This window comes from Lelliottia nimipressuralis, assembly GCF_004115925.1.
GTDB lineage: Bacteria > Pseudomonadota > Gammaproteobacteria > Enterobacterales > Enterobacteriaceae > Enterobacter > Enterobacter nimipressuralis.
This window is the reverse complement of record NZ_SDDX01000018.1, coordinates 17,043-40,329: the sequence shown is the minus strand read 5'-3', so window position 1 is coordinate 40,329 and position 23,287 is coordinate 17,043. Positions and strand designations below refer to the sequence as shown.

The 23,287-nt window shown below is 55.0% G+C and carries 26 protein-coding genes and 2 pseudogenes; 19 read left to right on the top strand and 9 right to left on the bottom strand.

From position 1 onward, the window contains the following. Nucleotides 1–160 precede the first annotated feature (160 nt). The gene (locus ETG88_RS14575; protein WP_129035645.1) at nucleotides 161–1,699 is read left to right on the top strand and encodes a phosphoethanolamine transferase; all 1,539 of its coding nucleotides are present in this window, start codon (nucleotides 161–163) and stop codon (nucleotides 1,697–1,699) included. Nucleotides 1,700–2,051: 352 nt separating this feature from the next. Next, nucleotides 2,052–2,249: pseudogene (locus ETG88_RS14570) on the top strand (integrase); the annotation flags it as partial. Between the two features lie 26 nt (nucleotides 2,250–2,275). On the opposite strand, the gene fliE reads toward ETG88_RS14570, so the two are convergent. After that, nucleotides 2,276–2,590, bottom strand: coding sequence for a flagellar hook-basal body complex protein FliE (fliE, locus tag ETG88_RS14565; RefSeq protein ID WP_100779700.1), 315 nt, complete (start codon nucleotides 2,588–2,590; stop codon nucleotides 2,276–2,278). 228 nt (nucleotides 2,591–2,818) lie between these two features. Between fliE and fliF the strand changes: the two genes are divergently transcribed. The 14 genes and pseudogenes from fliF (at nucleotide 2,819) to rcsA (ending at nucleotide 14,345) form a co-directional block, all read left to right on the top strand. Further along, complete coding sequence (fliF, locus tag ETG88_RS14560) at nucleotides 2,819–4,501, top strand: flagellar basal-body MS-ring/collar protein FliF (RefSeq protein ID WP_100779699.1); 1,683 nt, start codon at nucleotides 2,819–2,821, stop codon at nucleotides 4,499–4,501. Further along, nucleotides 4,494–5,489 carry a flagellar motor switch protein FliG gene (fliG, locus tag ETG88_RS14555; protein ID WP_100779698.1) on the top strand — a complete coding sequence of 332 codons (996 nt, stop codon included), beginning with the start codon at nucleotides 4,494–4,496 and terminating at the stop codon, nucleotides 5,487–5,489. The genes fliF and fliG overlap by 8 nt, the downstream gene beginning before the upstream one ends. After that, complete coding sequence (fliH, locus tag ETG88_RS14550; RefSeq protein WP_100779697.1) at nucleotides 5,482–6,189, top strand: flagellar assembly protein FliH; 708 nt, start codon at nucleotides 5,482–5,484, stop codon at nucleotides 6,187–6,189. Before fliG ends, fliH begins: the two co-directional genes overlap by 8 nt. Next, nucleotides 6,189–7,559 (top strand): flagellar protein export ATPase FliI, encoded by a 1,371-nt coding sequence (gene fliI / locus ETG88_RS14545; RefSeq protein WP_100779696.1) that lies wholly within the window; start codon nucleotides 6,189–6,191, stop codon nucleotides 7,557–7,559. Before fliH ends, fliI begins: the two co-directional genes overlap by 1 nt. Nucleotides 7,560–7,580: 21 nt before the next feature. Continuing rightward, entirely contained in the window at nucleotides 7,581–8,024 is a 444-nt protein-coding gene (fliJ, locus tag ETG88_RS14540; RefSeq protein ID WP_100779695.1) for a flagellar export protein FliJ, read from the top strand. Beyond that, nucleotides 8,021–9,247, top strand: a complete 1,227-nt coding sequence (gene fliK / locus ETG88_RS14535) for a flagellar hook length control protein FliK (RefSeq protein WP_129035644.1) — start codon at nucleotides 8,021–8,023, stop codon at nucleotides 9,245–9,247. Before fliJ ends, fliK begins: the two co-directional genes overlap by 4 nt. A 105-nt stretch (nucleotides 9,248–9,352) precedes the next feature. Further along, complete coding sequence (gene fliL / locus ETG88_RS14530) at nucleotides 9,353–9,820, top strand: flagellar basal body-associated protein FliL (RefSeq protein ID WP_100779693.1); 468 nt, start codon at nucleotides 9,353–9,355, stop codon at nucleotides 9,818–9,820. A gap of 4 nt (nucleotides 9,821–9,824) precedes the next feature. Further along, the gene (fliM, locus tag ETG88_RS14525) at nucleotides 9,825–10,829 is read left to right on the top strand and encodes a flagellar motor switch protein FliM (RefSeq protein ID WP_107703323.1); all 1,005 of its coding nucleotides are present in this window, start codon (nucleotides 9,825–9,827) and stop codon (nucleotides 10,827–10,829) included. Next, on the top strand, nucleotides 10,826–11,239 hold the full coding sequence (gene fliN / locus ETG88_RS14520; RefSeq protein WP_100779691.1) for a flagellar motor switch protein FliN: 414 nt from the start codon (nucleotides 10,826–10,828) through the stop codon (nucleotides 11,237–11,239). Before fliM ends, fliN begins: the two co-directional genes overlap by 4 nt. Before the next feature lie 2 nt (nucleotides 11,240–11,241). Next, entirely contained in the window at nucleotides 11,242–11,616 is a 375-nt protein-coding gene (gene fliO, locus ETG88_RS14515; RefSeq protein WP_129035643.1) for a flagellar biosynthetic protein FliO, read from the top strand. Further along, nucleotides 11,616–12,353: a flagellar type III secretion system pore protein FliP gene (gene fliP / locus ETG88_RS14510; protein ID WP_100779689.1), complete on the top strand. Its 738-nt coding sequence runs from the start codon at nucleotides 11,616–11,618 to the stop codon at nucleotides 12,351–12,353. The genes fliO and fliP overlap by 1 nt, the downstream gene beginning before the upstream one ends. Nucleotides 12,354–12,363: 10 nt before the next feature. Continuing rightward, complete coding sequence (gene fliQ / locus ETG88_RS14505) at nucleotides 12,364–12,633, top strand: flagellar biosynthesis protein FliQ (RefSeq protein WP_039032550.1); 270 nt, start codon at nucleotides 12,364–12,366, stop codon at nucleotides 12,631–12,633. Nucleotides 12,634–12,641: 8 nt separating this feature from the next. After that, nucleotides 12,642–13,435 (top strand): annotated as a pseudogene (gene fliR, locus ETG88_RS14500) (flagellar biosynthetic protein FliR). Between the two features lie 286 nt (nucleotides 13,436–13,721). Then, nucleotides 13,722–14,345: a transcriptional regulator RcsA gene (gene rcsA / locus ETG88_RS14495; protein ID WP_100779687.1), complete on the top strand. Its 624-nt coding sequence runs from the start codon at nucleotides 13,722–13,724 to the stop codon at nucleotides 14,343–14,345. Between the two features lie 89 nt (nucleotides 14,346–14,434). Here rcsA and dsrB read toward each other — a convergent pair whose 3' ends face one another. Then, nucleotides 14,435–14,629: a protein DsrB gene (gene dsrB / locus ETG88_RS14490; protein WP_181826524.1), complete on the bottom strand. Its 195-nt coding sequence runs from the start codon at nucleotides 14,627–14,629 to the stop codon at nucleotides 14,435–14,437. 128 nt (nucleotides 14,630–14,757) lie between these two features. Between dsrB and yodD the strand changes: the two genes are divergently transcribed. Both yodD and ETG88_RS14480 read left to right on the top strand, forming a co-directional pair. Continuing rightward, nucleotides 14,758–14,985, top strand: coding sequence for a YodD family peroxide/acid resistance protein (gene yodD / locus ETG88_RS14485; protein ID WP_100779685.1), 228 nt, complete (start codon nucleotides 14,758–14,760; stop codon nucleotides 14,983–14,985). A 293-nt stretch (nucleotides 14,986–15,278) separates the two neighbouring features. Beyond that, the gene (locus tag ETG88_RS14480) at nucleotides 15,279–16,106 is read left to right on the top strand and encodes a mannosyl-3-phosphoglycerate phosphatase-related protein (protein WP_129035642.1); all 828 of its coding nucleotides are present in this window, start codon (nucleotides 15,279–15,281) and stop codon (nucleotides 16,104–16,106) included. On the opposite strand, the gene dgcQ is transcribed toward ETG88_RS14480, so the two are convergent. From dgcQ to ETG88_RS14465, 3 genes are all read right to left on the bottom strand, one after another. Beyond that, a complete protein-coding gene (gene dgcQ / locus ETG88_RS14475) occupies nucleotides 16,073–17,764 on the bottom strand; it encodes a cellulose biosynthesis regulator diguanylate cyclase DgcQ (RefSeq protein ID WP_129035641.1) in 1,692 nt (563 codons plus the stop codon). The two genes, ETG88_RS14480 and dgcQ, sit on opposite strands and share 34 nt — an antisense overlap. A gap of 126 nt (nucleotides 17,765–17,890) precedes the next feature. Further along, nucleotides 17,891–18,073: a YodC family protein gene (locus tag ETG88_RS14470; protein WP_100779683.1), complete on the bottom strand. Its 183-nt coding sequence runs from the start codon at nucleotides 18,071–18,073 to the stop codon at nucleotides 17,891–17,893. A gap of 78 nt (nucleotides 18,074–18,151) precedes the next feature. After that, nucleotides 18,152–19,063, bottom strand: a complete 912-nt coding sequence (locus ETG88_RS14465; protein WP_100779682.1) for a DUF808 domain-containing protein — start codon at nucleotides 19,061–19,063, stop codon at nucleotides 18,152–18,154. Nucleotides 19,064–19,240: 177 nt separating this feature from the next. Between ETG88_RS14465 and yedA the strand changes: the two genes are divergently transcribed. Continuing rightward, nucleotides 19,241–20,155 (top strand): drug/metabolite exporter YedA, encoded by a 915-nt coding sequence (yedA, locus tag ETG88_RS14460; protein ID WP_129035640.1) that lies wholly within the window; start codon nucleotides 19,241–19,243, stop codon nucleotides 20,153–20,155. On the opposite strand, the gene ETG88_RS14455 is transcribed toward yedA, so the two are convergent. The 4 genes from ETG88_RS14455 to drpB are packed head-to-tail and all read right to left on the bottom strand — an operon-like array spanning nucleotide 20,127 to nucleotide 23,095. Beyond that, nucleotides 20,127–20,618 (bottom strand): very short patch repair endonuclease, encoded by a 492-nt coding sequence (locus ETG88_RS14455; protein WP_129035639.1) that lies wholly within the window; start codon nucleotides 20,616–20,618, stop codon nucleotides 20,127–20,129. The two genes, yedA and ETG88_RS14455, sit on opposite strands and share 29 nt — an antisense overlap. Further along, on the bottom strand, nucleotides 20,599–22,032 hold the full coding sequence (locus tag ETG88_RS14450; protein ID WP_233446152.1) for a DNA cytosine methyltransferase: 1,434 nt from the start codon (nucleotides 22,030–22,032) through the stop codon (nucleotides 20,599–20,601). The genes ETG88_RS14455 and ETG88_RS14450 overlap by 20 nt, the downstream gene beginning before the upstream one ends. Before the next feature lie 49 nt (nucleotides 22,033–22,081). Then, nucleotides 22,082–22,777 (bottom strand): phosphohydrolase, encoded by a 696-nt coding sequence (locus ETG88_RS14445; protein ID WP_129035638.1) that lies wholly within the window; start codon nucleotides 22,775–22,777, stop codon nucleotides 22,082–22,084. 48 nt (nucleotides 22,778–22,825) lie between these two features. Further along, complete coding sequence (drpB, locus tag ETG88_RS14440; protein WP_100779678.1) at nucleotides 22,826–23,095, bottom strand: cell division protein DrpB; 270 nt, start codon at nucleotides 23,093–23,095, stop codon at nucleotides 22,826–22,828. Nucleotides 23,096–23,287: the final 192 nt, after the last annotated feature.

The window sequence follows — 23,287 nt, the reverse complement described above, 5'->3', positions numbered from 1 at the left end:
GTATGCGTTACGTACATCCCTGTTAAGTAAATGTAATCCACATTACAAACACCCTATGCGCAAACCTTGATAACATCATACAAATCATTATAAAATTAAAGTTAATATCCGTGCCCAACACCTGTTTGCTATATACGCTTCCGTCTGGGAAAAAATTCTAATGTTCTTCCGTAACGCTATTACTCCTACTGGCATGTTTGTTTTTGCGAACATTGCATTTTCCTTTCTTTTTAACTCTGCGTTTGGTTATGGCCTGGCGGTTGTATACAGCTTGTTCACTTCCATTTTGTTGTTCACCTTCAAAAGTCAAATTACATATTCTGTAGTGTGTATGTCTGGCGCGATTATTGCTGCCCTCTATTGCCCAATTGGCCTAACGTTCGGGCCTCCTGATCTTAATGCCATGACTTCCATGACTTACACGGACAAAACAGAAACGATAGAATTTTTATTATCGATTTCAATATGGAAGTGGTTGATATCACTGTCAATTATACTTATGGGCATCTCCTGCTCCCTTCTCAAGTCGAAAACGTCCTTTGTGGTGCCGCGTATCCTTTCAATAGTCAGTTTTATTACATTTTTCAGTATGCCCATAAAGGCGGCGTATAATGACAGTACTTTCTCTCCCTTAGATTCACATTATCCGCCAATTCGCTTCGTTAGTGATGCTTTCAGCGCTTACAAACAAGTGAATGCAGATAAAGAATTTTATGAACAAAACGTAAAGATGTCTGACGAGTGGATATCCAATACCAACGATCACACCTATGACACATTGATAATTTTCATTGGGGAAAGTGTTCGCCGAGATTTTATGTCTGCTTATGGTTTCCCGGTAAATAATACCCCATTCATGCAATCAGCACCTGGTATCACTTTTACTAACTATATTTCAAGCGGGCCTGCGACTGTTTTGTCTTTAACTCATTCATTATATCGCGTCAAAAATGGCCTCATTGAGTACAACAACAGCATCGTGCGCTTACTCAGCAGAAATGGCTATTACACCAGCTGGATTTCAAACCAAGGGGTATTTGGTAGCGCAGACAGCCCTGTATCGCTCGCAGGTAAGCAAGCTGACGATTATCACTTTGTAAAGAACGGGTCTTCAAACAAATTCCTGTATAGCCCGGATGATAAAATGCTCCCTCTGCTATCAGAGGCTTTGGCTCGTAAAGGGAAGAAGGCGATTTTTGTTCATCTTATGGGGTCACACCCTGTCGCATGCGTGCGAACTAACGACCATTACGATACGTTTTATCGATCCAAAGAAGTATCTTGCTATGTCCAGAGCATAAAAAATACAGACGCATTGATAAGCAATGTTTATGAAATGCTGCGTAAAGGGTCCGACACATGGGCTATGGTGTACTTTGCCGATCATGGCCTTAAAGTAGTCGACAAGGGAACCGTCGAGGAACGTTTCCAGCATGCGGATCAGTATCAAAATAACTATGATGTACCCATGTTTTTAACGACTTCTGATATGGCAGAGAAGAAGACAATCAGCGCTCCACGTTCAGGCTTTGAGCTTATACCTCTGATCACACAACTGGTGGGTATCAACGAACCTTCCACTTACGTAAATTGCAATCTTATCTCTGATGAGATCTGTAATGATGAACGGATGGTGTTAAAGAAAGACGGTACGCTTATTCCCTATTCGTCGCTACCTAGGGAAGAAGCATTACTTTAACTGCCCGCCTCTTTCACGCCTCAGCCAATCCCCTCTGGTTTGAGGCGTCTTTTCAGGCTCTATCGCAAGAATAAACTTCTGAAACGCTAGCCCCGCGCTCAATGGACGGTAATTACTGGCGGAGCTATTACTGAATTTCAGAACATGTCATGTCGAAGAAGCTCCCTATGTATTGACTGGGTAGCCTTGATTGCGTATATCCCCCTCAGATGGCGACACCGGGTGCCATACCAACCTATCTGACGGCACCGCGCCATCAATGATTATCTCGCCAGTCTCTTTACCACCGACGTACTGACGCATTCATGAGTTGACTCAGGGCTTAATACCAGAGGACGGCGATTGTGAATAGGCTTGCTGGTCATGAGCTGCCGGTGCCAACCCAAACTTCATTGCGAAGCAAATGGGCCACACCGACGCGCAAAGGGTTTATAGGGTGTACGGATCCTGGATGTCCGAAAATAACCAGAACCAGGTACTCATCCTTAACCAAAAATTGAGTGAGTTTGCCCCATCCATGCCCCACGCAGTGGGATCTGATGGTTATTAATTTTATATTTCATTAGGTTAGCTAACCTAAACCTGCATGGACATCATTTCCTGATAAGCTGAAACCAGCTTATTACGCACCTGAATACCCATCTGCAAAGAGACCGATGATTTTTGCAAATCGGTCATCACGTCGTTTAGCGCCACACCGGGTTCGCCGAGGGAGAACTTCTCTGCCTGCGCGCGTGCCGCGTTTTGCGTGTCGCTGATGCGATCGAGAGCGGCGTGCAGCTGTCCTGCAAAGCTGACCGTCGATTGTGTGTCCGTAACGTCCTGATTACGGGCTGTCATCGCCGTTGCCTGCAACTGGCTGATCACCCCTTCAATGCCTTGTATTGCCATGACTCTCCCCTGGATGGTTTTTTACGGGGTCAAGACTAGCACCTTGTCAATGAGATAATGGCGGTAAATAGCGTTAAAAAACCAGGTTATTTGACGAATAGAAAATCCCGAATCATCAAATAATGGCAGGGCCATCAATATGGACCTTTTGTCGTGTTTGCCGACCCGGGAGTCAGTTTTGTTTCACTACACGAATAACGTTATCCACAACGAGCCACGAGGTGCGCTATGACTGCGACAGCATCGGCAGCACCGCAAAATAAATCGCTCGAGTGGATGAACCGCCTGCGCGCGAACCCTAAAATCCCGTTGATCGTGGCAGGCGCTGCCGCTATTGCGATTCTCGTGGCGATGGTCCTGTGGGCGAAAAGCCCGGACTATCGCACCCTTTATAGTAACCTGTCCGATCAGGACGGCGGGGCTATCGTCACCCAACTGACCCAGATGAACATCCCTTATCGCTTCGCCGATAACGGCGGTGCGCTGGAAGTTCCTGCGGACAAAGTCCACGAACTGCGTTTACGTCTGGCCCAGCAAGGTCTGCCGAAAGGTGGCGCCGTCGGTTTCGAACTGCTGGATCAGGAAAAGTTCGGTATCAGCCAGTTCAGCGAGCAGATCAACTACCAGCGTGCGCTGGAAGGTGAACTGGCCCGAACCATCGAAACGCTCGGCCCGGTCAAAACGGCCCGTGTACACCTGGCGATGCCAAAACCGTCCCTCTTCGTGCGTGAGCAAAAATCGCCGACCGCTTCCGTAACTGCCACTCTCGAACCCGGCCGTGCGCTGGACGAAGGGCAGATCAGCGCCATTACCCATCTGGTCTCCAGCGCCGTAGCTGGTCTGCCGCCGGGTAACGTGACCGTGGTCGATCAGGGTGGCCATCTGCTGACCCAGTCCAATACCAGCAGCCGTGACCTGAACGATGCCCAGCTGAAGTATGCAACCGACGTGGAAGGCCGCGTCCAGCGCCGTATCGAAGCGATCCTCGGCCCTATCGTTGGCACCGGCAACGTCCACGCGCAGGTTACTGCACAGATCGATTTTGCCAATAAAGAGCAGACGGAAGAGCAGTACAGCCCGAACGGCGATGCGGCTCAGGCGGTGATGCGTTCCCGTCAGCTGAACACCACCGAGCAGATCGGCGGCCAGAATCCGGGCGGCGTACCGGGTGCGCTCTCGAATACCCCTGCCCCGGCTAACGCGGCGCCGATTTCGACGCCTCCGGCGAACCAGCAGAACGGTCAGCAGAATAATGCACAGCAGACCACCTCGACGGCGGCCAGCACGGGTCCACGTAACTCCAGCCGTAACGAGACCACCAACTACGAAGTCGACCGTACCATTCGCCACACCAAAATGAACGTCGGCGATGTACAGCGTCTCTCCGTTGCCGTGGTGGTGAACTACAAAACCCTGCCGGACGGAAAACCGCTGCCGCTGACCACCGATCAGATGAAGCAGATCGAAGACCTGACCCGCGAAGCCATGGGCTACTCCGAGAAACGCGGTGACACCCTGAACGTAGTGAACTCTCCGTTCACGGCGACCGACGAAACGGGTGGCGAGCTGCCGTTCTGGCAACAGCAGTCGTTTATCGATCAGCTGATGTCTGCAGGCCGCTGGTTACTGGTACTGATTGTGGCGTGGCTGCTGTGGCGTAAAGGTATTCGTCCACAGCTCAACCGTCGCGCAGAGCAGCTGAAAGCCGCACAAGAAAGCATGAATTCGCGTCAGGAAACGGAAGATGCCGTTGAAGTTCGCCTGAGCAAAGACGAGCAGATGCAGCAACGCCGTGCCAACCAGCGCATGGGCGCTGAGGTCATGAGCCAGCGTATTCGCGAAATGTCCGATAACGATCCACGCGTCGTCGCGCTGGTGATTCGCCAGTGGATGGGTAACGAAGATGAGTAATCTAAGCGGTAAAGATAAAAGCGTCATCCTGCTGATGACCATCGGTGAAGACCGTGCGGCAGAGGTGTTCAAACACCTCTCCCAGCGTGAAGTGCAGTTGCTCAGTGCGGCGATGGCGAACGTGCGTCAGATCTCTAACAAACAGCTGACCGAAGTGCTGGCGGAGTTTGAGCAGGAAGCAGAACAGTTTGCTGCCCTCAACGTCAACGCCAACGACTACCTGCGTTCCGTCCTGGTCAAAGCCCTGGGCGAGGAGCGTGCTGCCAGCCTGCTGGAAGACATTCTCGAGACGCGCGATACCGCCAGCGGCATCGAAACGCTCAACTTTATGGAGCCGCAGAGCGCCGCCGACCTGATTCGCGACGAGCACCCGCAGATTATCGCCACCATTCTGGTCCACCTCAAACGTGGTCAGGCGGCAGATATTCTGGCCCTGTTCGACGAGCGCCTGCGTCACGACGTGATGCTGCGTATCGCCACCTTCGGGGGTGTCCAGCCGGCCGCGCTGGCGGAACTGACCGAAGTGCTGAACAGCCTGCTCGATGGCCAGAACCTCAAGCGCAGCAAAATGGGCGGCGTGAGAACTGCAGCGGAAATCATCAACCTGATGAAAACCCAGCAGGAAGAAGCCGTTATTACCGCCGTTCGCGAATTCGACGGCGAGCTGGCCCAGAAAATTATCGACGAAATGTTCCTGTTCGAAAACCTGGTCGAGGTCGACGATCGCAGCGTTCAGCGCCTGCTCCAGGAAGTGGATTCCGAATCCCTGCTTATCGCCCTCAAAGGTGCCGAGCAGCCGCTGCGCGAGAAATTCCTGCGCAACATGTCCCAGCGTGCGGCGGATATCCTGCGCGACGACCTTGCCAACCGTGGCCCGGTTCGTCTGTCTCAGGTGGAAAACGAGCAGAAAGCGATCCTGCTTATCGTTCGTCGTCTGGCCGAAACCGGCGAGATGGTGATTGGCAGCGGAGACGATGCGTATGTCTAAGGAGCTGCCGTGGAAGCGCTGGACTCCTGACGATCTGGCCCCTCCGATGACGGAGTTTATGCCCGCGCTGGCCCCTTCCCTCACGGAAGAACCAGACGAAGAGGCGCCAGAGCTGAGCGAAGAAGAGCAGCGTGCGCAGATGCTGGCGCAGCTGCAAATGCAGGCGCATGAGCAAGGCTATAACGCCGGTCTGAGCGAAGGTCGCCATCAGGGCCACCAGCAAGGCTATGAAGAAGGCAAAGCGCAGGGCCTGGAGCAAGGTCTTGAGCAGTCTCGCCAGCAGCAGGCGCCGATCCATGCCCGGATGCAGCAGCTGGTGAGCGAATTTCAGAACACCCTCGACGCGCTGGATAGCGTGATCGCCTCACGCCTGATGCAGATGGCGCTGGAAGCGGCACGTCAGGTGATTGGGCATACGCCGGTGGTGGATAACTCGGCGCTGATAAAACAGATCCAGGGTCTGCTCCAGCAGGAGCCGCTGTTCAGCGGTAAACCTCAGCTGCGCGTACACCCTGACGATCTCCAGCGGGTCGAAGAGATGCTGGGCGCGACGCTGAGCCTGCACGGCTGGCGTCTGCGCGGCGATCCGTCGTTACATCACGGCGGCTGCAAAGTCTCTGCCGACGAAGGCGATCTGGATGCCAGCGTCGCCACGCGCTGGCAGGAACTGTGCCGCCTGGCTGCACCGGGAGTTGTCTGATGACCGCCCGTCTCACGCGCTGGCTCAACACGCTCGACAATTTTGAAACGAAGATGGCGCAACTGCCATCGGTTCGTCGTTACGGGCGTCTGACCCGCGCAACCGGGCTGGTTCTGGAAGCCACCGGCTTGCAGTTGCCTCTCGGCGCGACCTGCGTGATTGAACGTCAGGACGCCAATGAAACGCGCGAAGTGGAAAGCGAAGTCGTCGGTTTTAACGGCCAGCGACTGTTTTTGATGCCGCTGGAAGAGGTGGAAGGTATTCTGCCCGGCGCGCGCGTGTATGCGAAAAATAATGCCGGCGACGGGCTGCACAGCGGGAAGCAATTGCCGCTCGGTCCGGCGCTGTTAGGCCGTGTCCTCGACGGCGCAGGTAAACCGCTCGACGGCCTGCCGGCTCCGGATACCACCGAAACCGGTGCGCTGATCACCCAGCCGTTTAACCCGCTGCAACGTACCGCCATTGAACACGTGCTGGATACGGGCGTGCGCCCGATCAACGCCCTGCTTACGGTCGGGCGCGGCCAGCGTATGGGCCTGTTCGCCGGTTCCGGCGTCGGTAAATCGGTGCTGCTCGGCATGATGGCGCGTTACACCCAGGCCGACGTGATTGTCGTCGGGCTGATTGGCGAGCGTGGCCGCGAAGTAAAAGATTTTATCGAGAACATTCTCGGGGCTGAAGGCCGCGCACGTTCCGTGGTCATCGCCGCACCGGCAGATGTCTCTCCGCTGCTGCGTATGCAGGGCGCGGCGTACGCCACCCGTATTGCCGAGGATTTCCGCGATCGCGGCCAGCACGTGCTGCTGATTATGGACTCCCTCACCCGCTACGCGATGGCGCAGCGTGAGATCGCGCTGGCAATCGGCGAACCACCGGCGACCAAAGGCTATCCGCCTTCGGTGTTTGCCAAACTGCCTGCGCTGGTTGAACGCGCGGGTAACGGCATTAGCGGCGGCGGCTCGGTGACGGCGTTTTACACGGTTCTGACCGAAGGCGACGACCAGCAGGACCCGATTGCCGACTCGGCGCGTGCGATCCTCGACGGTCACATCGTGCTCTCGCGTCGTCTGGCCGAAGCGGGCCACTATCCGGCGATTGATATTGAAGCATCGATCAGCCGTGCGATGACCGCGCTGATCAGCGAAAAACATTACGCCCGCGTGCGTAACTTTAAACAACTGCTCTCAAGCTTCCAGCGCAACCGCGATCTGGTAAGCGTGGGGGCATATGCCAAAGGCAGCGACCCGATGCTGGACAAGGCGATTACGCTTTGGCCGCAACTGGAAGCGTTCTTGCAACAAGGTATTTTTGAACGCGCCGACTGGGAAGACTCAATCCAGGCTCTGGAACTGATATTCCCGCAGGTGTAACACAGGTGGAGGGCGAAGATCATGGCGCAAAACAGCGCATTAGCTACGCTAAAAGATCTGGCTGAAAAAGAAGTTGATGATGCCGCACTGCAGCTTGGCGCAATGCGACGCGGATATCAGCAGGCTGAAGAACAGTTGACGATGTTGATCGACTATCAGCACGAATATCGCACCAACCTCAATACCGATATGACACAGGGCATTGGCAGCCAGCGCTGGATTAACTATCAGCAGTTTATTCAGACGCTGGAAAAGGCGATCGAGCAGCATCGCCAGCAGTTGTCCCAGTGGGACCAGAAAGTCGATAAGGCACTGAATTTCTGGCGAGAGAAAAAGCAGCGGCTGCAGGCCTGGACTACGTTACAGGACCGACAAACCGCCGCCACCCTGCTTGCCGAGAACCGCCTTGATCAGAAAAAAATGGATGAGTTTGCCCAGCGCGCATCAACGAGGAAACCGGAATGATCACACTGCAACAACTGCTGATGACCGACACTGACCTGTCCGGCGGTACGCAGACTGGAAAAGGCGCAGAAGGCGCGCAAGATTTTCTCTCCCTGCTGGCGGGTGCGTTAAGCGACACCGCAGGCCAGGGTAAAGACGCGCCCATTACGCTGGCGTCCCTGAAAGCCGCCACCAGCAAGCTGTCGAAAGAGGCGATCCTGAAGGACGGCGATAGCGCTCTCCAGACGAAACTCGCCACCCTGCTGGCACGTCAGGATCAGCTCGTGGCCGATGACACGGCGCAGGAGGCCCCTCTTCAAACGCTGGTCTCCGGGTTAATTCCTGCCACCCACGGCGATGCGCTGAAAGCGCTGACGGCGAACGCGAACGCGCAAAAAGATGACCTGAAAACGGATCTGAACGACGAAGAGCTGGCCGGGCTGAGTGCGCTGATGGCGATGTTACCGCATCAGCAAACGGCGACGGCGGCCGTTGCCCAGGCCGTTGAGACCCATACGGTGGCAACGCAGCCGACGGCGGCACAGCCTGCTTCAGGACGCAGTTCACTGATGGATGTCGCTGATTTTTCGCTTCGCGGTAAAACTCAGGCAAACAGCGCCGATGCGGACAGCAACCCTCTACCAGCCAGCGCGCAGCCTTTAACACCGGCAGCCGCAGCCTCTGCCGCGAAGCAAGAAGTCGCAAGTGCCGGTTCGGCGACGGCGCCAACCTCCACGCTTGCGCCAATTCTCGCCAGCAATATTACCGCCCCGCCTGCCGCAGCCGCCGCTCCCGCGCCGGTTATCAGCCAGCCGCTGGGGACACACGAATGGCAGCAGGCCGTCAGTCAGCACGTCACGCTGTTCACGAAACAGGGTCAGCAAAGCGCTGAACTGCGCCTGCATCCAGAAGATCTGGGACAAGTGCAAATTTCGCTTAAACTTGAAGATAACCAGGCACAGTTGCAGATGGTTTCAGCCCACAGCAACGTGCGTGCGGCGCTGGAAGCAGCGCTGCCTATGCTGCGCACGCAGCTGGCGGAGAACGGCATTCAGCTGTCGCAAAGCAACATCAGTAGTGAGAGCTTTGCCGGTCAGCAGCAGTCCTCTTCCCAGCAGCAACAGCAGGCTTCGCGCTCTGGTCAGCAGGGTGGATTTAACGACGACAACGATGAATTGCTGGTCACGCCTGCTGCACTGCAGTCCGCAGCACGTGGAAATGGCGCCGTAGACATCTTTGCCTAAACGCCAGAGGTAACGTGATTATCCCCGTCTTTTCCACGCTTTGACCAAAGCAGGACACGGGATAATCACTGTATTAGCTGTACCGAAACAGGATGCTCGAATCAGATGACTGACTCCGCTATCACCAAAAAAAGCAAGCGCTCCATCTGGGTCCCGCTGCTGGTGTTAATTACGCTCGCCGCTTGTGCGACCGCTGGCTATAGTTACTGGCGTTCACAGCAGGCGCCGTCAGCCGCTGCCGTTGCCGAACCCCCGCCGCCTCCGGCCCCGGTCTTTTTCGCACTGGATACGTTCACCGTTAACCTCGGTGATGCGGATCGCGTGCTGTACGTCGGCATTACCCTGCGCCTGAAAGATGACGCAACTCGCACCCGTCTGAGCGAATACCTGCCAGAAGTGCGCAGCCGCCTGTTACTGCTTTTCTCTCGTCAGGACGCCTCCGGGCTTGCCACCGATGACGGGAAGCAAAAGCTGGTCGAGGCCATCAAACAAACGCTGGCAGCGCCACTGGTAGCAGGTCAACCTAAGCAGGAAGTCACTGACGTTCTGTACACAGCATTTATCCTGCGGTAAAGACATGGGCGATAGTATTCTTTCTCAAGCGGAAATCGATGCGCTGCTCAATGGCGACAGCGATAAGAGCGATGAACCAATACCGGGACTGGGCGGCGAACCTGATATTCGCCCCTATGACCCGAATACCCAGCGTCGCGTGGTGCGCGAGCGCCTGCAGGCGCTGGAGATCATCAACGAACGTTTTGCGCGTCAGTTCCGTATGGGGCTGTTTAACCTGTTGCGTCGTAGCCCGGACATCACCGTCGGGGCGATTCGCATTCAGCCGTATCATGAGTTTGCCCGCAACCTGCCGGTGCCAACCAACCTTAACCTTATCCACCTGAAACCACTGCGTGGCACCGGGCTGTTCGTGTTTTCACCGAGCCTGGTCTTTATCGCGGTGGATAACCTGTTTGGTGGTGACGGTCGTTTCCCGACGAAGGTCGAAGGGCGCGAATTTACCCATACCGAGCAGCGTGTCATTAACCGCATGCTGAAGCTGGCGCTGGAATCCTACAGCGACGCATGGAAAGCGATTAACCCGCTGGAAGTGGAGTACGTGCGTTCGGAGATGCAGGTCAAATTCACCAACATCACCACGTCGCCGAACGATATCGTCGTCAATACGCCGTTCCACGTCGAAATCGGCAACCTGACCGGCGAATTTAATATTTGTCTGCCCTTCAGCATGATTGAACCTCTGCGTGAAGTGCTGGTAAACCCACCGCTGGAAAACTCGCGCAATGAAGATCAGAACTGGCGCGAGAATCTGGTGCGCCAGGTTCAGCACTCACAGCTTGAACTGGTGGCGAGCTTTGCGGATATCCCGCTGCGCCTGTCCCAGATCCTGAAATTACAACCCGGTGATGTTCTGCCGATAGAAAAACCCGACCGCATAATTGCCCATGTGGATGGCGTACCGGTATTGACCAGTCAGTACGGCACCGTTAACGGTCAATACGCGCTACGCGTTGAGCACTTGATCAATCCGATATTGAATTCGCTGAATGAGGAACAGCCCAAATGAGTGACATAAACAATCCGTCCGATGAAAACAGCGGAGCACTGGACGATCTGTGGGCTGATGCGTTAAACGAGCAACAGGCAACCCCGAGCAAAAGCGCGGCGGACGCGGTCTTTCAGCAGATAGGCGGCGGCGACGTCAGCGGTACGCTGCAGGATATCGATCTGATTATGGATATCCCGGTCAAGCTGACCGTGGAGCTGGGCCGTAGCCGTATGACCATCAAAGAGCTGCTGCGCCTGACGCAGGGTTCCGTGGTGGCGCTGGAAGGGCTTGCCGGTGAGCCGCTGGATATTCTGATCAACGGCTATCTGATTGCACAGGGCGAAGTGGTGGTGGTAGCCGATAAATACGGCGTGCGTATCACCGACATCATCACCCCATCCGAACGTATGCGTCGTCTGAGCCGTTAAGCATGAAAACTCAGGCAACGGTATCACAGCCCTCTGCGGTTCCCGGCTCGCCGCTGCTCCAGGTGAGCGGCGCGCTGTTCGGTATTATTGCCTTTATTTTGATCGTCGCGTGGCTGGCTAAACGTTTTGGCCTGGCGGGTAAAACCGCCCACGCGCGCGGTCTTAAAGTGAGCGCCAGTACGTCGCTCGGCCCGCGCGAGCGCGTGGTGATCGTTGAAGTAGAAGATGCGCGCCTGGTATTGGGCGTGACGGCATCACAAATTACTGTGCTGCATAAACTGCCTCCTGCCCCGGAAACGGTGCCAGAGCACGCAGAGAGTCCAGCGGATTTTCAGTCCGTTATGAAGAGTTTGCTTAAGCGTTCCGGGAGATCCTGATGCGCCGTTTGTTGTCCCTTACGCTGGCAGGCATCGCCCTGTTTACTCCCGCGGTCTATGCCCAATTACCCGGTCTGATTTCGACCCCCATTGCTGGTGGTGGTCAAAGCTGGTCCCTGCCGGTTCAGACGCTGGTGTTTATCACCGCCCTGACCTTTATCCCGGCCGTTCTACTGATGATGACCAGCTTCACCCGTATCATCATCGTCTTTGGTTTGCTGCGAAATGCGCTGGGTACGCCCTCCGCGCCGCCGAACCAGGTGCTGCTCGGATTAGCCCTGTTTCTGACCTTTTTTATTATGTCGCCGGTGATCGACAAGATATACGCCGACGCCTATCAGCCGTTCAGTGAAGACAAAATTTCCATGCAGGTGGCGCTCGAAAAAGGCGCTCAGCCGCTGCGAGAATTTATGCTGCGCCAGACCCGTGAAGCGGATTTAGCGTTGTTTGCTCGCCTGGCGAACACCGGCCCGATTCAGGGACCTGAGGCAGTACCGATGCGCATTCTGCTGCCGGCTTACGTGACCAGCGAGCTGAAAACCGCGTTCCAGATTGGCTTCACCATTTTTATCCCGTTTCTGATTATCGACCTGGTGATCGCCAGCGTGCTGATGGCGCTCGGGATGATGATGGTGCCCCCCGCCACCATTGCCCTGCCCTTTAAGATCATGCTCTTTGTGCTGGTCGACGGCTGGCAACTGCTGGTCGGATCGCTGGCGCAGAGTTTCTACAGTTGAGGCACGCCGAATGACACCCGAATCGGTCATGATGATGGGCACGGAAGCGATGAAAGTCGCCATTTCCGTGGCCGCCCCTCTGCTGCTGGTGGCGCTGGTCACCGGTCTGGTCATCAGTATTTTGCAGGCCGCGACGCAGATTAACGAAATGACGCTCTCCTTCATTCCGAAAATCATCGCGGTTTTCGTGGCGATTATCATCGCCGGGCCGTGGATGTTAAACCTGTTGCTCGACTACATGCGCAACCTGTTTACTAATCTGCCATACATCATCGGCTGATCGGCTGAATGCTACATTTCACCAGCGACCAGTTTATACAGTGGCTCGGACTCTATTTCTGGCCGCTGCTGCGCGTGATGGCGCTGATCATGACCGCCCCTGTACTGAGCGAAAAATCGATCCCCAAGCGCGTCAAAATTGGGCTGGGGATGCTGATTACCTTTGTAATTGCCCCTAATCTGCCGCCTGTCAACGTCGCGATTTTCTCCCCGCAGGCCGTCTGGCTTGCGCTACAGCAGGTGCTGATTGGCGTGGCGATTGGCTTTACCATGCAGCTGGCGTTTGCGGCCATCCGTACCGCCGGTGAGCTGATCGGCCTGCAGATGGGCCTGTCCTTCGCCACGTTCATTGACCCGGGTAGCCACCTCAACATGCCGGTGCTGGCGCGTATCATCGATATGCTGGCGCTGCTGCTGTTCTTAACCTTCAATGGCCACCTGTGGCTGATTTCGATGCTGGTGGATACCTTCCACACGCTGCCGATCGGCGGAAACCCAGTGAACAGCAATGCGTTTATGGCGCTGGTCCGGGCGGCCGGGCTGATTTTCCTCAACGGCCTGATGCTGGCGCTGCCGGTCATTACGCTTCTCCTGACCGTTAACTCGCGCTCGGGTTACTGAACCGTATGGCGCCGCAGCTGTCGGTATTTGTCATTGGCTTCCCGATCACCTTAACCGTCGGCCTGATATTGATGGGCTTGTTAATGCCACTTATCGCCCCCTTCTGTGAACATTTATTTGGCGAACTGTTTAATCTTCTGGCCGATATTGTTCACGAGCTACCCAAGAATATTAATCCTTGATGTTTATATTGTCTCTCTAAGGATATTCTTAAAATAAAACATGAAAAACATCTACCAGGATATATCTGGTGCGGTTTATTTGTTTTTATGCCCTTCACATTACTCAACATTTACTTTACTTTAAGATGATTCCTGGCAAATTATACGTAACTTTACGGGATAGTGAGTTCGCCTGAAAGTCTTTGTATTGCTCACAGGTTTATACCTTTTATTCCATCCCGTATGGCTGTTTATGAGCTCTCAGGCAGATGGTGAATTATCGTTACGCATTGAGTGAGGGTATGCCATGTCAACGATCATTATGGATTTATGCAGTTACACCCGGCTAGGGCTAACCGGGTATCTGACCAGCAGAGGGGTTAAAAAGCGAGACATCAACGATGTTCATGATGTTGGCGAACTTGCAGCCGCTTGTGATACTTACAAGCCTGGCGTGGTGTTTATTAATGAGGACTGTTTCATTCACGATCCAGCCAACAGTCAGCACATTAAGCAGATCATTAATCAACATCCTAAAACCCTGTTTATTGTTTTTATGGCCATTGCAAATATCCATTTCGATGAATATTTGCTAGTGCGTAAAAACCTATTAATCAGTTCTAAATCAATTAAGCCCGAGTCGCTGGATGACATTTTGGGTGATTATTTGAATAAAGAGACAAAGAGTGTAGCTGAGTTTAACTTACCCACGTTATCATTAAGCCGTACTGAATCGAGTATGCTGAGAATGTGGATGGCGGGACAAGGCACAATTCAAATCTCTGACCAGATGAATATCAAAGCAAAAACGGTATCGTCACATAAGGGTAATATTAAAAGGAAAATAAAAACGCATAATAAACAGGTCATCTATCATGTTGTTCGTCTGACAGATAATGTGACTAACGGTATTTTTGTCAATATGCGCTGATAATTTCACTCTTCACACATATCAATCTCTGGCCTGGCCAGAGATTTTTCGTTTTTGGGCCGGGCGAGTTCTCCTCACCCGACACCGTCTTACTCAGATTCTGCTTTTTCCACAAAGATCCCGTCAGAGTGGCCAATCTCGTTAAAGAACCAGATGCCGAGCGGGTAATCTTCCAGCGACACCAGATACATGATGCCTTCGTTGAACTGTTCCACTGCCAGTACTACGCCTGGGCGGCGCGGTCCGCCGTCCGTCTTGACGGTGACCCGATCGTTGACCTTCATAAAATCCTCCTGTGGTTTTGAGCCAGTGTAGAACAAAACGCAGCAACTGGCAGCGGTTGCAAGAGTGAATGGCGCTTTTGTGGGCAGTCTATACTTAACGCTGGGAACGGCGAAATGAGGTATGAAGAATGAAGACCGCGAAAGAGTACAGCGACACGGCGAAACGTGAGGTGAACGTCGATGTCGATGCCCTGCTGGCCGCGATTAACGAAATCAGTGAGAGCGAAGTGAAGCGTGCGGAAGATGATCCTACGCGCGTAAGCATCGACGGACGGGATTATCACACCTACCGTGAGCTGGCCGAGGCGTTCGAATTAGACATTCATGATTTCAGTGTCAGCGAAGTGAATCGGTGAGGCGAAAAAAATCCCGGTCATGGGGATGACCGGGATCAAACTTGCTTATGCAAGAAGCACTTGTAAATTCGTTACACCAGGAAATCTGATGTGGGATTTACCTTATCCCCAATAAAATTGCATGACAAGGATATATTCCTTTCATAAATGCTATTTGCGGTAACTGTCAGTTTTGATTATGAATCGCGGCCCTTGCCCCATGCGGGTCGGCGGGATCGGTTCCGGAATCGGGACTGCTTATGCGAAATTTGTTTTAGGATTAATCTCAGGCACAACACCTTTCAGGAGATGCTATGTCCCTACTTAAGGAGACGCTGCTAGTTTTTACCGACCTCGACGGTACGCTGCTGGATATTCATACCTATGACTGGCACCCCGCCACGTCCTGGCTGAATAAATTGCAGGACCATCAGATCCCGGTCATTTTATGCAGCAGCAAAACGGCTGCCGAAACGCTCGAAATTCAGCAGGATTTGGGGCTGGAAGGGTTGCCCTTTATCGCCGAAAATGGCGCGGTTATTCAGCTCGACGTACGCTGGGACGATCACCCCGACGCGCCGCGCCTGATTAACGGGACACCGCACACTGAGATTCGCCGTCTGATTGATCCGATACGGGAACGCACCGGGTATAAATTCACTACCTTCGATGATGTCGATGAACGGGTCATCGGGGAATGGACCGGCCTTAACCGTGAGCGCTCAGCGCTGGCGCGGCTGCATGAAGCCTCGATTACCCTTATCTGGCGCGACAGCGATGAGCGTATGACGCAATTTGAAGCCGAACTGGTCCAGCTCGGCCTGAAGTTCGTGCAGGGAGCACGGTTCTGGCACATTCTGGACGCGCGCGGCGGTAAAGATCAGGCGGTGAACTGGCTTATAGACGAGTACCGCAAACGCGAGGGATTTGTTCCCACCACCATCGGGCTGGGCGATGGCCCTAATGACGCCCCCCTGCTCGATAACGTCGATTACGCCGTGGTGGTAAAAGGCATTAACCGTTTCGGCATTCAGCTGCAGGATGACATTCCTGAGCGGGTCTATCACACCACCCAACCGGGACCGGAAGGCTGGAGTGAAGGACTCGATCATTTCTTATCGGCATCGCGCCACATCACCTGATTTCTCCCCTGCTGCTTCGCCAGGTAGAGGCGCATATCAGCAATGGATTGCAGCTGCGGGAAGTCGTAATTACCGTTCTCCTCCGTACTGCTCACCCCGAGCGAGGCGCTGATCCGCGTGGTGGTACTCTTCATCACCAGAATCTCTTTGCGATTGATACAGGCGCGAATACGCTCGGCGACATTTGCCGCCTCCTGCGTCGTGGCCCCTGGCAGCACCACGCAAAACTCTTCGCCACCGACACGCCCGGCCACGTCGCTGGTGCGTAACGCGCTGGCGATCAGCCCGGCTGCGTGGCACAACACTTTATCGCCCGCCTGGTGGCCGAATCTGTCGTTAATGCTTTTGAAATGGTCCAGATCGATCTGAATCACGGAGAACGGCAATTTCTGCTGACGGCACTCTTCGGCCAGCACCTTTGCCCGTTCGAACAAAGCACCGCGATTGTTCAGGCGCGTCAGCGGGTCATGCCACGCCTGCCACTGCAGGGAATGTTGCATCCGGTACATGTTGCTGACCATCCGGCGGATCACCAGCCAGGAAATCAGCAGCATCGCCGTAAAGAGCGCCCACAGCAGGGCCAGCGCAATGCTGATGCTACCGAACTCACCGTTCACGCCCTCTTGCAGAGTGTGAACCCGCAGCACCACACCATCAAAATGATCGAGGCGCTCCCAGCTGACATAGCGCGAATTCAGTCGAATCCCCCCTTCCGTGTCGCCTTCGATGGCGTGGGCAATTTGCGCCCGCTCGCGCTCGTCAAACTGATTCACCAGGCCGTCCGGCGGCTCGGAGGTGGTGATCAGGTTGAGGCGGCTGTCGTAAAGCTGATACTCCCCGTCCGTGCGCTTATCGACGGCTTCCGTCAGCAGTTGCTTCATGGTCGGGAGGGTGAAATCCATCGCCAGCACGCCGTACCAGTAGTGGTCCAGATAGACCGGCAGGCTGGCGGTGATCACCCGCTCTTCCTGCGCCCCGGCTACCGGCGCCATAAACCAGCGCACGCCGCGCGCGCGGTTTTGCCGCTCGGTCTGCTCGGTAAACCACGGGCGCGTCACCAGCTCGTAATAACGCGAGATCAGGGTGTGATTGAGCGGTGAGGGATCTGTTGAGAGGAAAAAACCCGCCCGCGAGACGTACGAGACGCGCCGCTCTTTACCGGTGGTCGAGGTGGCGAGACGCAGTAAATAACCCACCTCCAGCGCGGCGGAGAGTTCGTTGCCGATGCGCTGATTATCCCGCGCCAATAAGGTGGTGCGCGCCACCGTCGCGTCTGAGACGCCGCTAATGGGCAAGGTGCGCTGCTGATCGACATCCAGCTGCCAGAAGGGGTCGGTGCGCAGGCGGTTGAAGCTGGTTACCGCATCGTGCAACACGCGAAAGCCGAGCGGCGTTTGCAGCGCATCGCCCATGCTGTGACGAAAAAAGAGCAGTTTATCAATGCTGAACTGAAGCTGACGGTCGAGGGAGTTGGCGACATTTTCAAGATGGTTTTGCTGGCTTGAGATGTACGCCTCTTCAAGCACCACCACTTCGCGCCAGGTCAGGATCGTAGAAAAAATGAGGACAACCAAAAAACAGAGATTAACAATTTTTCCCGGATGATGGCGTAACCGTTCCAGAAATTGCTTTTTTGCTTTATAGACATCGCGCTGCACAGACACTCCCTGCTGAAATCTTGCATCATCCGCTTATAACCCAACGCCGCGGTTCGATATCTTAAGACAAGCACTGCGCAGGACGATAGTCAACAAAAACGCCCGGACATGCCGGGCGTTGCGTGATTAAGCCGTGTCGCGACGCTGTCGTTCGTCACCTGGCAGAAGCTCGTCTTCACGAAACGCTTCCCGCTTGATGCCGTACCCGTCGTACCACCGGCACTCCACCATACCGCTGGAATAGCCGGTGACAATCATTGGTGGACCACCCTTTTTTGACTTAACTTCATCACTGACCACAAAGACCATACCCGCCTCCTGTATCAGGGTGAAACTGTTTCAATCTAGACGAGGAATGGCATTTTTGCATAGTGACGCAGGGAACAATTAGTGCGAAACCCCGCGCAGCTTTTCGATACCCTTCACGGCGGCAATCACAATGGCGCCAATAATGAAGCCAATCACCAGGTTAGCGATCATCGGTGCTATCGCTGCCACCACCGCTCCGTATTCAGCGGAGAAATGTTCAATGGCGTGGTGCAGCGGTGGAATACCGTGTACCACAATCCCACCGCCGACGAGGAACATCGCCAGGGTGCCGATAATGGTGAGTGATTTCATCAGCCACGGCGCCAGTACCAGCAGACCTTTACCCACCGCTTTTGCCAGCGCGTTGGATTTTTGCTCCAGCCAGTAGCCCATGTCGTCCAGTTTCACGATCACACCCACCAGGCCATACACGCCTACGGTGACCAGAATCGCGATACCGGAGAGCACCAGCACCTGGTTAAGCAGCGGCGATTCCGACACGATCCCAAGGGTGATTGCCACGATCTCAGCCGAGAGGATAAAGTCTGTACGAATGGCCCCTTTCACCTTATCGCGCTCGAAAGCCTGCGGGTCCTTCGCCGCGAGCGCCTCCAGGCGCTGCTGACGCGCCTGCGGGGTCTCTGCGTCTTTATGGGAACCGAAGGAGTGCAGCACTTTCTCGACGCCTTCGTAACAGAGAAACGCCCCGCCAATCATCAGCAGCGGCGTAATGGCCCAGGGGATAAAGGCGCTGATCAGCAGGGCCAGCGGCACCAGAATCACTTTATTGATAAAGGACCCTTTCGCCACGCTCCACACCACCGGCAGCTCACGGTTGGCGCGCACACCCGTCACCTGCTGCGCGTTAAGGGATAAATCATCCCCCAGCACCCCGGCCGTTTTCTTCGCGGCCAGTTTTCCCATCACTGAAATGTCATCCAGCAAGGTGGCAATATCATCAAGCAATGTTAATAAGCTACTTCCTGCCAAAATCTGATCCTTCTTATTTTGATAATTAAGTGAATAGTATGGAGCAAAAAGCGAAACCCTGAAACAGGCAGCTCAAGTCAACAAATAATTCACATCAGAGATACAATTAAAGGACTCGCCAGCCCGATAGTTTTCACGTTTACTGTATGCGACCTTTTTATATCGCGGTGAAGGATTATGCGTTTTCGGCAATTATTACCTCTTATAGGAGCGCTGTTTTCGCTCTACATCATCTGGGGTTCGACCTATTTTGTGATTCGTATCGGCGTGGAGAGTTGGCCACCGCTGATGATGGCTGGCGTGCGTTTTCTCTCTGCCGGTGTGCTGCTTTTGACATTTCTCCTGCTGCGCGGGCATAAACTCCCACCGCTGCGCCCGATGTTAAACGCCGCACTGATCGGCCTGCTGCTGCTGGCCGTCGGTAACGGCGGTGTGACGGTGGCCGAGCACCAGAACGTCCCCTCCGGTATTGCGGCGGTGGTGGTCGCCACAGTGCCGCTGTTTACCCTCTGCTTTAGCCGACTGTTCGGCATCCGCACCCGCAAGCTGGAGTGGATGGGGATCGCCATTGGCCTGGCGGGGATTGTTCTGCTCAACAGCGGCGGAAACCTGAGCGGTAATCCGTGGGGCGCGGTGCTGATTCTGATTGGCTCCCTGAGCTGGGCTTTTGGCTCCGTTCTGGGTTCACGAGTGGAACTGCCTTCCGGCATGATGGCCGGTGCCATCGAGATGCTGGCGGCGGGCATTGCGCTGCTTTTCGTCTCCGCCGTGAGCGGTGAAAAACTGACTACGATGCCGACGTTGTCCGGTTTCCTGGCGGTCGGTTATCTGGCAATTTTTGGCTCGATTATCGCGATCAACTCATACATGTTCCTGATCCGCAACGTCAGCCCTGCCGTTGCGACCAGCTACGCCTACGTCAACCCGGTGGTAGCCGTATTGCTGGGGACGACTTTTGCGGGAGAAGTGCTCTCATCCGTCGAATGGATAGCGCTGGGGGTGATTATTATGGCGGTGGTACTGGTGACGCTCGGAAAATACCTGTTCCCGGCGAAACCGACCGTTACCCCCTGTGAGGTGGAAAAGCAGTAAACGCGTGAATGCCTTTTGTGTCGATCTGCGCGGTTTGACCGCCGCCGCAGATCCACTCCTCCAGCCGCTCGGTCAGCGCGGCATCATCGAGTTTCAATCTGCCCCGCAGGGCACATTCCCAGACAATCAACACCCGCCAGCCCTGCGCCATCAGCGTAGTGATATCACGCTGGTCACGCGCCACGTTGTTGCCGATTTTGGTCAGCCAGAACTCGGTGCGCGTCGCAGGGACTTTAAACAGATAACAGTCGTGATGGTGCCAGAAACAGCCGTGGGTAAAGATGATGCACTGATAATCGTCGAGGACGAAATCAGGGCGGCCTGCCAGGGCCGCATCCTGCACGCGATACGCAAAGCCGCTGTGGGTTAAAAGCCCTGCCAGCCGTTTTTCAATCGCGGTGTCACGCGAGCCAATGGCACGCATGTTTTTGCTGCGCGTCGCCTTATTGTGCACATCCGTCATTGACGGCCTCGCTCAGGCGTAATTTGACGGCCAGTTGGATACGCGACTCAAGCAGTTTTGCCACCGCCGCAAACGCAGGCACCACCACGGAGTTACCGAACTGGCGATAGGCCTGGGTATCAGAAACCGGAATGCGGAAGCGGTAACCCTGCGGCGACTCGAAGCCCATCAGGCGCGCGCACTCGCGCGGCGTTAAGCGACGCGGACGATGGCGCTGGTTCTCCGGGTCGTCAAAATTCACTTCTCCGAGCGCTTTATCCCAGCCGCGATCGATCAGGATCTCGGCTCCGTCCTTGTAATAACGGGCCGACAGCGTGCGGGTGACGCTGTGCGGATTGGTCGGGTCGACCATGCCGAAACCAAAGCCGTTGCCTTTCGCCTGATGCTTTTTGGCATAGCGGTAGAGGTATTTCCACAGCACCGGCGTGAGGATAAATTTGGCGTCCACCACCGGCTCCAGCAGTTCGGCCACGGAAGGACGATGCGCCGGATAGCGCGACGGAATATCGCGCAGCGTAAAGTTGCCTTTCAGGTTCAGGTCGCGGCGAAAGCCCACCAGCACAATGCGCTCGCGGTGCTGCGGCAGGAAGTGTTTGCCGTCGATAATCTTGGGATCGTCGGCCCCCATATCCTGTGCATCCGCCACGTCGTAGCCCAGCTCGTCCAGCGTTTGCATAATAATGCGGAAGGTTTTTCCACCGTCGTGGCTTTTCAGGTTCTTGACGTTTTCCAGCACAAAAATCGGCGGGCGACGGGCGTCGATAATCCGCACAACATCAAAAAACAGCGTGCCCTGGGTGTCGCAGGCAAAACCGTGTGCCCGCCCAAGGGCATTCTTTTTCGACACGCCAGCCAGCGAGAACGGCTGACAAGGGAAGCCGGCCAGCAACACATCATGCTGAGGAATATTTTGTCGGATATGCTCCGCCGCCTCTTCATCGCTGACGCCCGCTTTGTGGCTTAAGGTCACATCGCGAATGTCTTCGTTAAAATGGTGGGCATGCGGATCGCAGTACCAGTTGGCTTTATAGGTGCGTACCGCGTGTTTGTTCCATTCGCTGGTAAAGACACACTGACCGCCGATGGCCTCGAATCCGTTGCGGATCCCGCCTATACCAGCGAACAAGTCGACAAAGCGGAAAGCATAATTGGGATGAATGGCAGGCGGGCGCGGCAGCAGATTTTGCAGGTAGCTGAATTCCCGCTCGCTAAGACGGTGCCCTGCCCGCTCGCTGGTGACCAGTCGCTTCAGGATCGCAGGACTCCAGTGGCTTTCACCTTGCGCATTCAGGTCATTGACCAGCGTTTTCGCATCATAGATGGTCAGCAGTTTGCTTAATAACGCCTGCACCGTGGCCGTGGATTTCTCTGCCAGCAGAAGTGCGGGCGGTATCACTGATCGTTTTTCCTGCATACCTTTAACCGGGCAAAAGAGACTGGGGACAGATTACCATAGTTCGACGCTACAGACTGCGCTGGAATCGGCTCAGCACCTGCGCATCGCTGCCGAGACAATCGCCCTGCAGCTCCGCGCTGAGTTTCGCCATAAACTGCACCAAAAAGTGCGCGTTATGATTCGCAAGCTCGCGCCCCATTTCGGTTTGCATGGTTTCTGGCAGACGCAGCAGTTTGGTCTGGAAATGGTCGAGGGCAAACTGTTTGTCGTTAAGTTCGCGCTCATCCGCAAAGGGATCGTCGGCATCAAACAGCGCCACGCCAAGCGCCCCGGAAACGGCAAAGACACGCGCCAGACCAATCGCACCGAGTGCTTCCAGCCGGTCGGCGTCCTGCACAATTTTGGCTTCAAGGGTTTGCGGCGCAATCCCGGCGCTGAAGCTGTGGGCTTCGATGGCATGTTCCAGGGCGGGAAAGCGCTCCGCCGGGAACTCAGGGAAAAAATCAGTAAGGATTTGCCGGGTTTTGCGCGCCGCCAGCCGCGAGGAGTGGCTGCGTTCCGGATGATTTTTCGGCAGGCTGACAATGTCATGGAAATAACAGGCCGTCAGGACGACCAGCGCGTCGACGGGTTGCCCCACCATCATGCGCTGCGCCGTCATCCACACGCGGCGGAAATGCGAAATGTCATGGGCTGCATCATCCGTGGCGTGGTGTTCCGTTAACCAGGCTTCGTAGCGTTGGGGCCAGTGGGCAAGTTCCATGCTCTCTCCTTCACAAAACGCTCACCTTAACAATTTTCCGTCAGCCATTCACTCGTTGTTGCCGCGCGGGCGCGTGTACCAGGCGATCCCGCCCAGTATCAGGCCCACCGCCCCGAGCACCAGAAAACCGAGAAACGCACCGATCCACTTCCCGCTGGTTGAGCCTAAATCGCCTTCGACAACCATATCCGGCGCAGACGGAATTTTGCTGACCACCCATAAATAGCGGAGCATTGCCCAGGCAAAGTACCCGCAAAATGCGTAAAACGCCCACAGGGCGAGCTTGCCTCCCAGGCCTCGAGTCGTGTTCTGTTCCATGTTTAACCTTTACTGCAGCGGTAACGACGTTACTGCTTTCACATTGCACGTTCAAAAGTGTGAATAAAGTCACATTTTGGCACTGTTTTTGTCGTCAGGCGACGGTAAAGGTGAAGGGATTTACCTTAAGTTGATCGCACGCAATTAATCATCAGAATCTCAAAAACATAAAAGGCCGCATCTGCGACCTTT

Excerpts from the sequence above, each read along its gene's own strand:
- ETG88_RS14445 (WP_129035638.1), bottom strand. The coding sequence starts at position 22,777 with ATGGAACTTGCCCACTGGCCCCAACGCTACGAAGCCTGGTTAACGGAA.
- ETG88_RS14470 (WP_100779683.1), bottom strand. The coding sequence starts at position 18,073 with ATGGTCTTTGTGGTCAGTGATGAAGTTAAGTCAAAAAAGGGTGGTCCA.
- fliL (WP_100779693.1), top strand. The coding sequence starts at position 9,353 with ATGACTGACTCCGCTATCACCAAAAAAAGCAAGCGCTCCATCTGGGTC.
- fliM (WP_107703323.1), top strand. The coding sequence starts at position 9,825 with ATGGGCGATAGTATTCTTTCTCAAGCGGAAATCGATGCGCTGCTCAAT.
- ETG88_RS14450 (WP_233446152.1), bottom strand. The coding sequence starts at position 22,032 with ATGCAGGAAAAACGATCAGTGATACCGCCCGCACTTCTGCTGGCAGAG.
- rcsA (WP_100779687.1), top strand. The coding sequence starts at position 13,722 with ATGTCAACGATCATTATGGATTTATGCAGTTACACCCGGCTAGGGCTA.
- fliI (WP_100779696.1), top strand. The coding sequence starts at position 6,189 with ATGACCGCCCGTCTCACGCGCTGGCTCAACACGCTCGACAATTTTGAA.
- fliF (WP_100779699.1), top strand. The coding sequence starts at position 2,819 with ATGACTGCGACAGCATCGGCAGCACCGCAAAATAAATCGCTCGAGTGG.
- yodD (WP_100779685.1), top strand. The coding sequence starts at position 14,758 with ATGAAGACCGCGAAAGAGTACAGCGACACGGCGAAACGTGAGGTGAAC.
- fliK (WP_129035644.1), top strand. The coding sequence starts at position 8,021 with ATGATCACACTGCAACAACTGCTGATGACCGACACTGACCTGTCCGGC.
- fliE (WP_100779700.1), bottom strand. The coding sequence starts at position 2,590 with ATGGCAATACAAGGCATTGAAGGGGTGATCAGCCAGTTGCAGGCAACG.
- fliH (WP_100779697.1), top strand. The coding sequence starts at position 5,482 with ATGTCTAAGGAGCTGCCGTGGAAGCGCTGGACTCCTGACGATCTGGCC.
- fliN (WP_100779691.1), top strand. The coding sequence starts at position 10,826 with ATGAGTGACATAAACAATCCGTCCGATGAAAACAGCGGAGCACTGGAC.
- dsrB (WP_181826524.1), bottom strand. The coding sequence starts at position 14,629 with ATGAAGGTCAACGATCGGGTCACCGTCAAGACGGACGGCGGACCGCGC.
- fliJ (WP_100779695.1), top strand. The coding sequence starts at position 7,581 with ATGGCGCAAAACAGCGCATTAGCTACGCTAAAAGATCTGGCTGAAAAA.
- yedA (WP_129035640.1), top strand. The coding sequence starts at position 19,241 with ATGCGTTTTCGGCAATTATTACCTCTTATAGGAGCGCTGTTTTCGCTC.
- ETG88_RS14455 (WP_129035639.1), bottom strand. The coding sequence starts at position 20,618 with ATGACGGATGTGCACAATAAGGCGACGCGCAGCAAAAACATGCGTGCC.
- fliP (WP_100779689.1), top strand. The coding sequence starts at position 11,616 with ATGCGCCGTTTGTTGTCCCTTACGCTGGCAGGCATCGCCCTGTTTACT.
- fliO (WP_129035643.1), top strand. The coding sequence starts at position 11,242 with ATGAAAACTCAGGCAACGGTATCACAGCCCTCTGCGGTTCCCGGCTCG.
- ETG88_RS14575 (WP_129035645.1), top strand. The coding sequence starts at position 161 with ATGTTCTTCCGTAACGCTATTACTCCTACTGGCATGTTTGTTTTTGCG.
- drpB (WP_100779678.1), bottom strand. The coding sequence starts at position 23,095 with ATGGAACAGAACACGACTCGAGGCCTGGGAGGCAAGCTCGCCCTGTGG.
- fliG (WP_100779698.1), top strand. The coding sequence starts at position 4,494 with ATGAGTAATCTAAGCGGTAAAGATAAAAGCGTCATCCTGCTGATGACC.
- ETG88_RS14480 (WP_129035642.1), top strand. The coding sequence starts at position 15,279 with ATGTCCCTACTTAAGGAGACGCTGCTAGTTTTTACCGACCTCGACGGT.
- fliQ (WP_039032550.1), top strand. The coding sequence starts at position 12,364 with ATGACACCCGAATCGGTCATGATGATGGGCACGGAAGCGATGAAAGTC.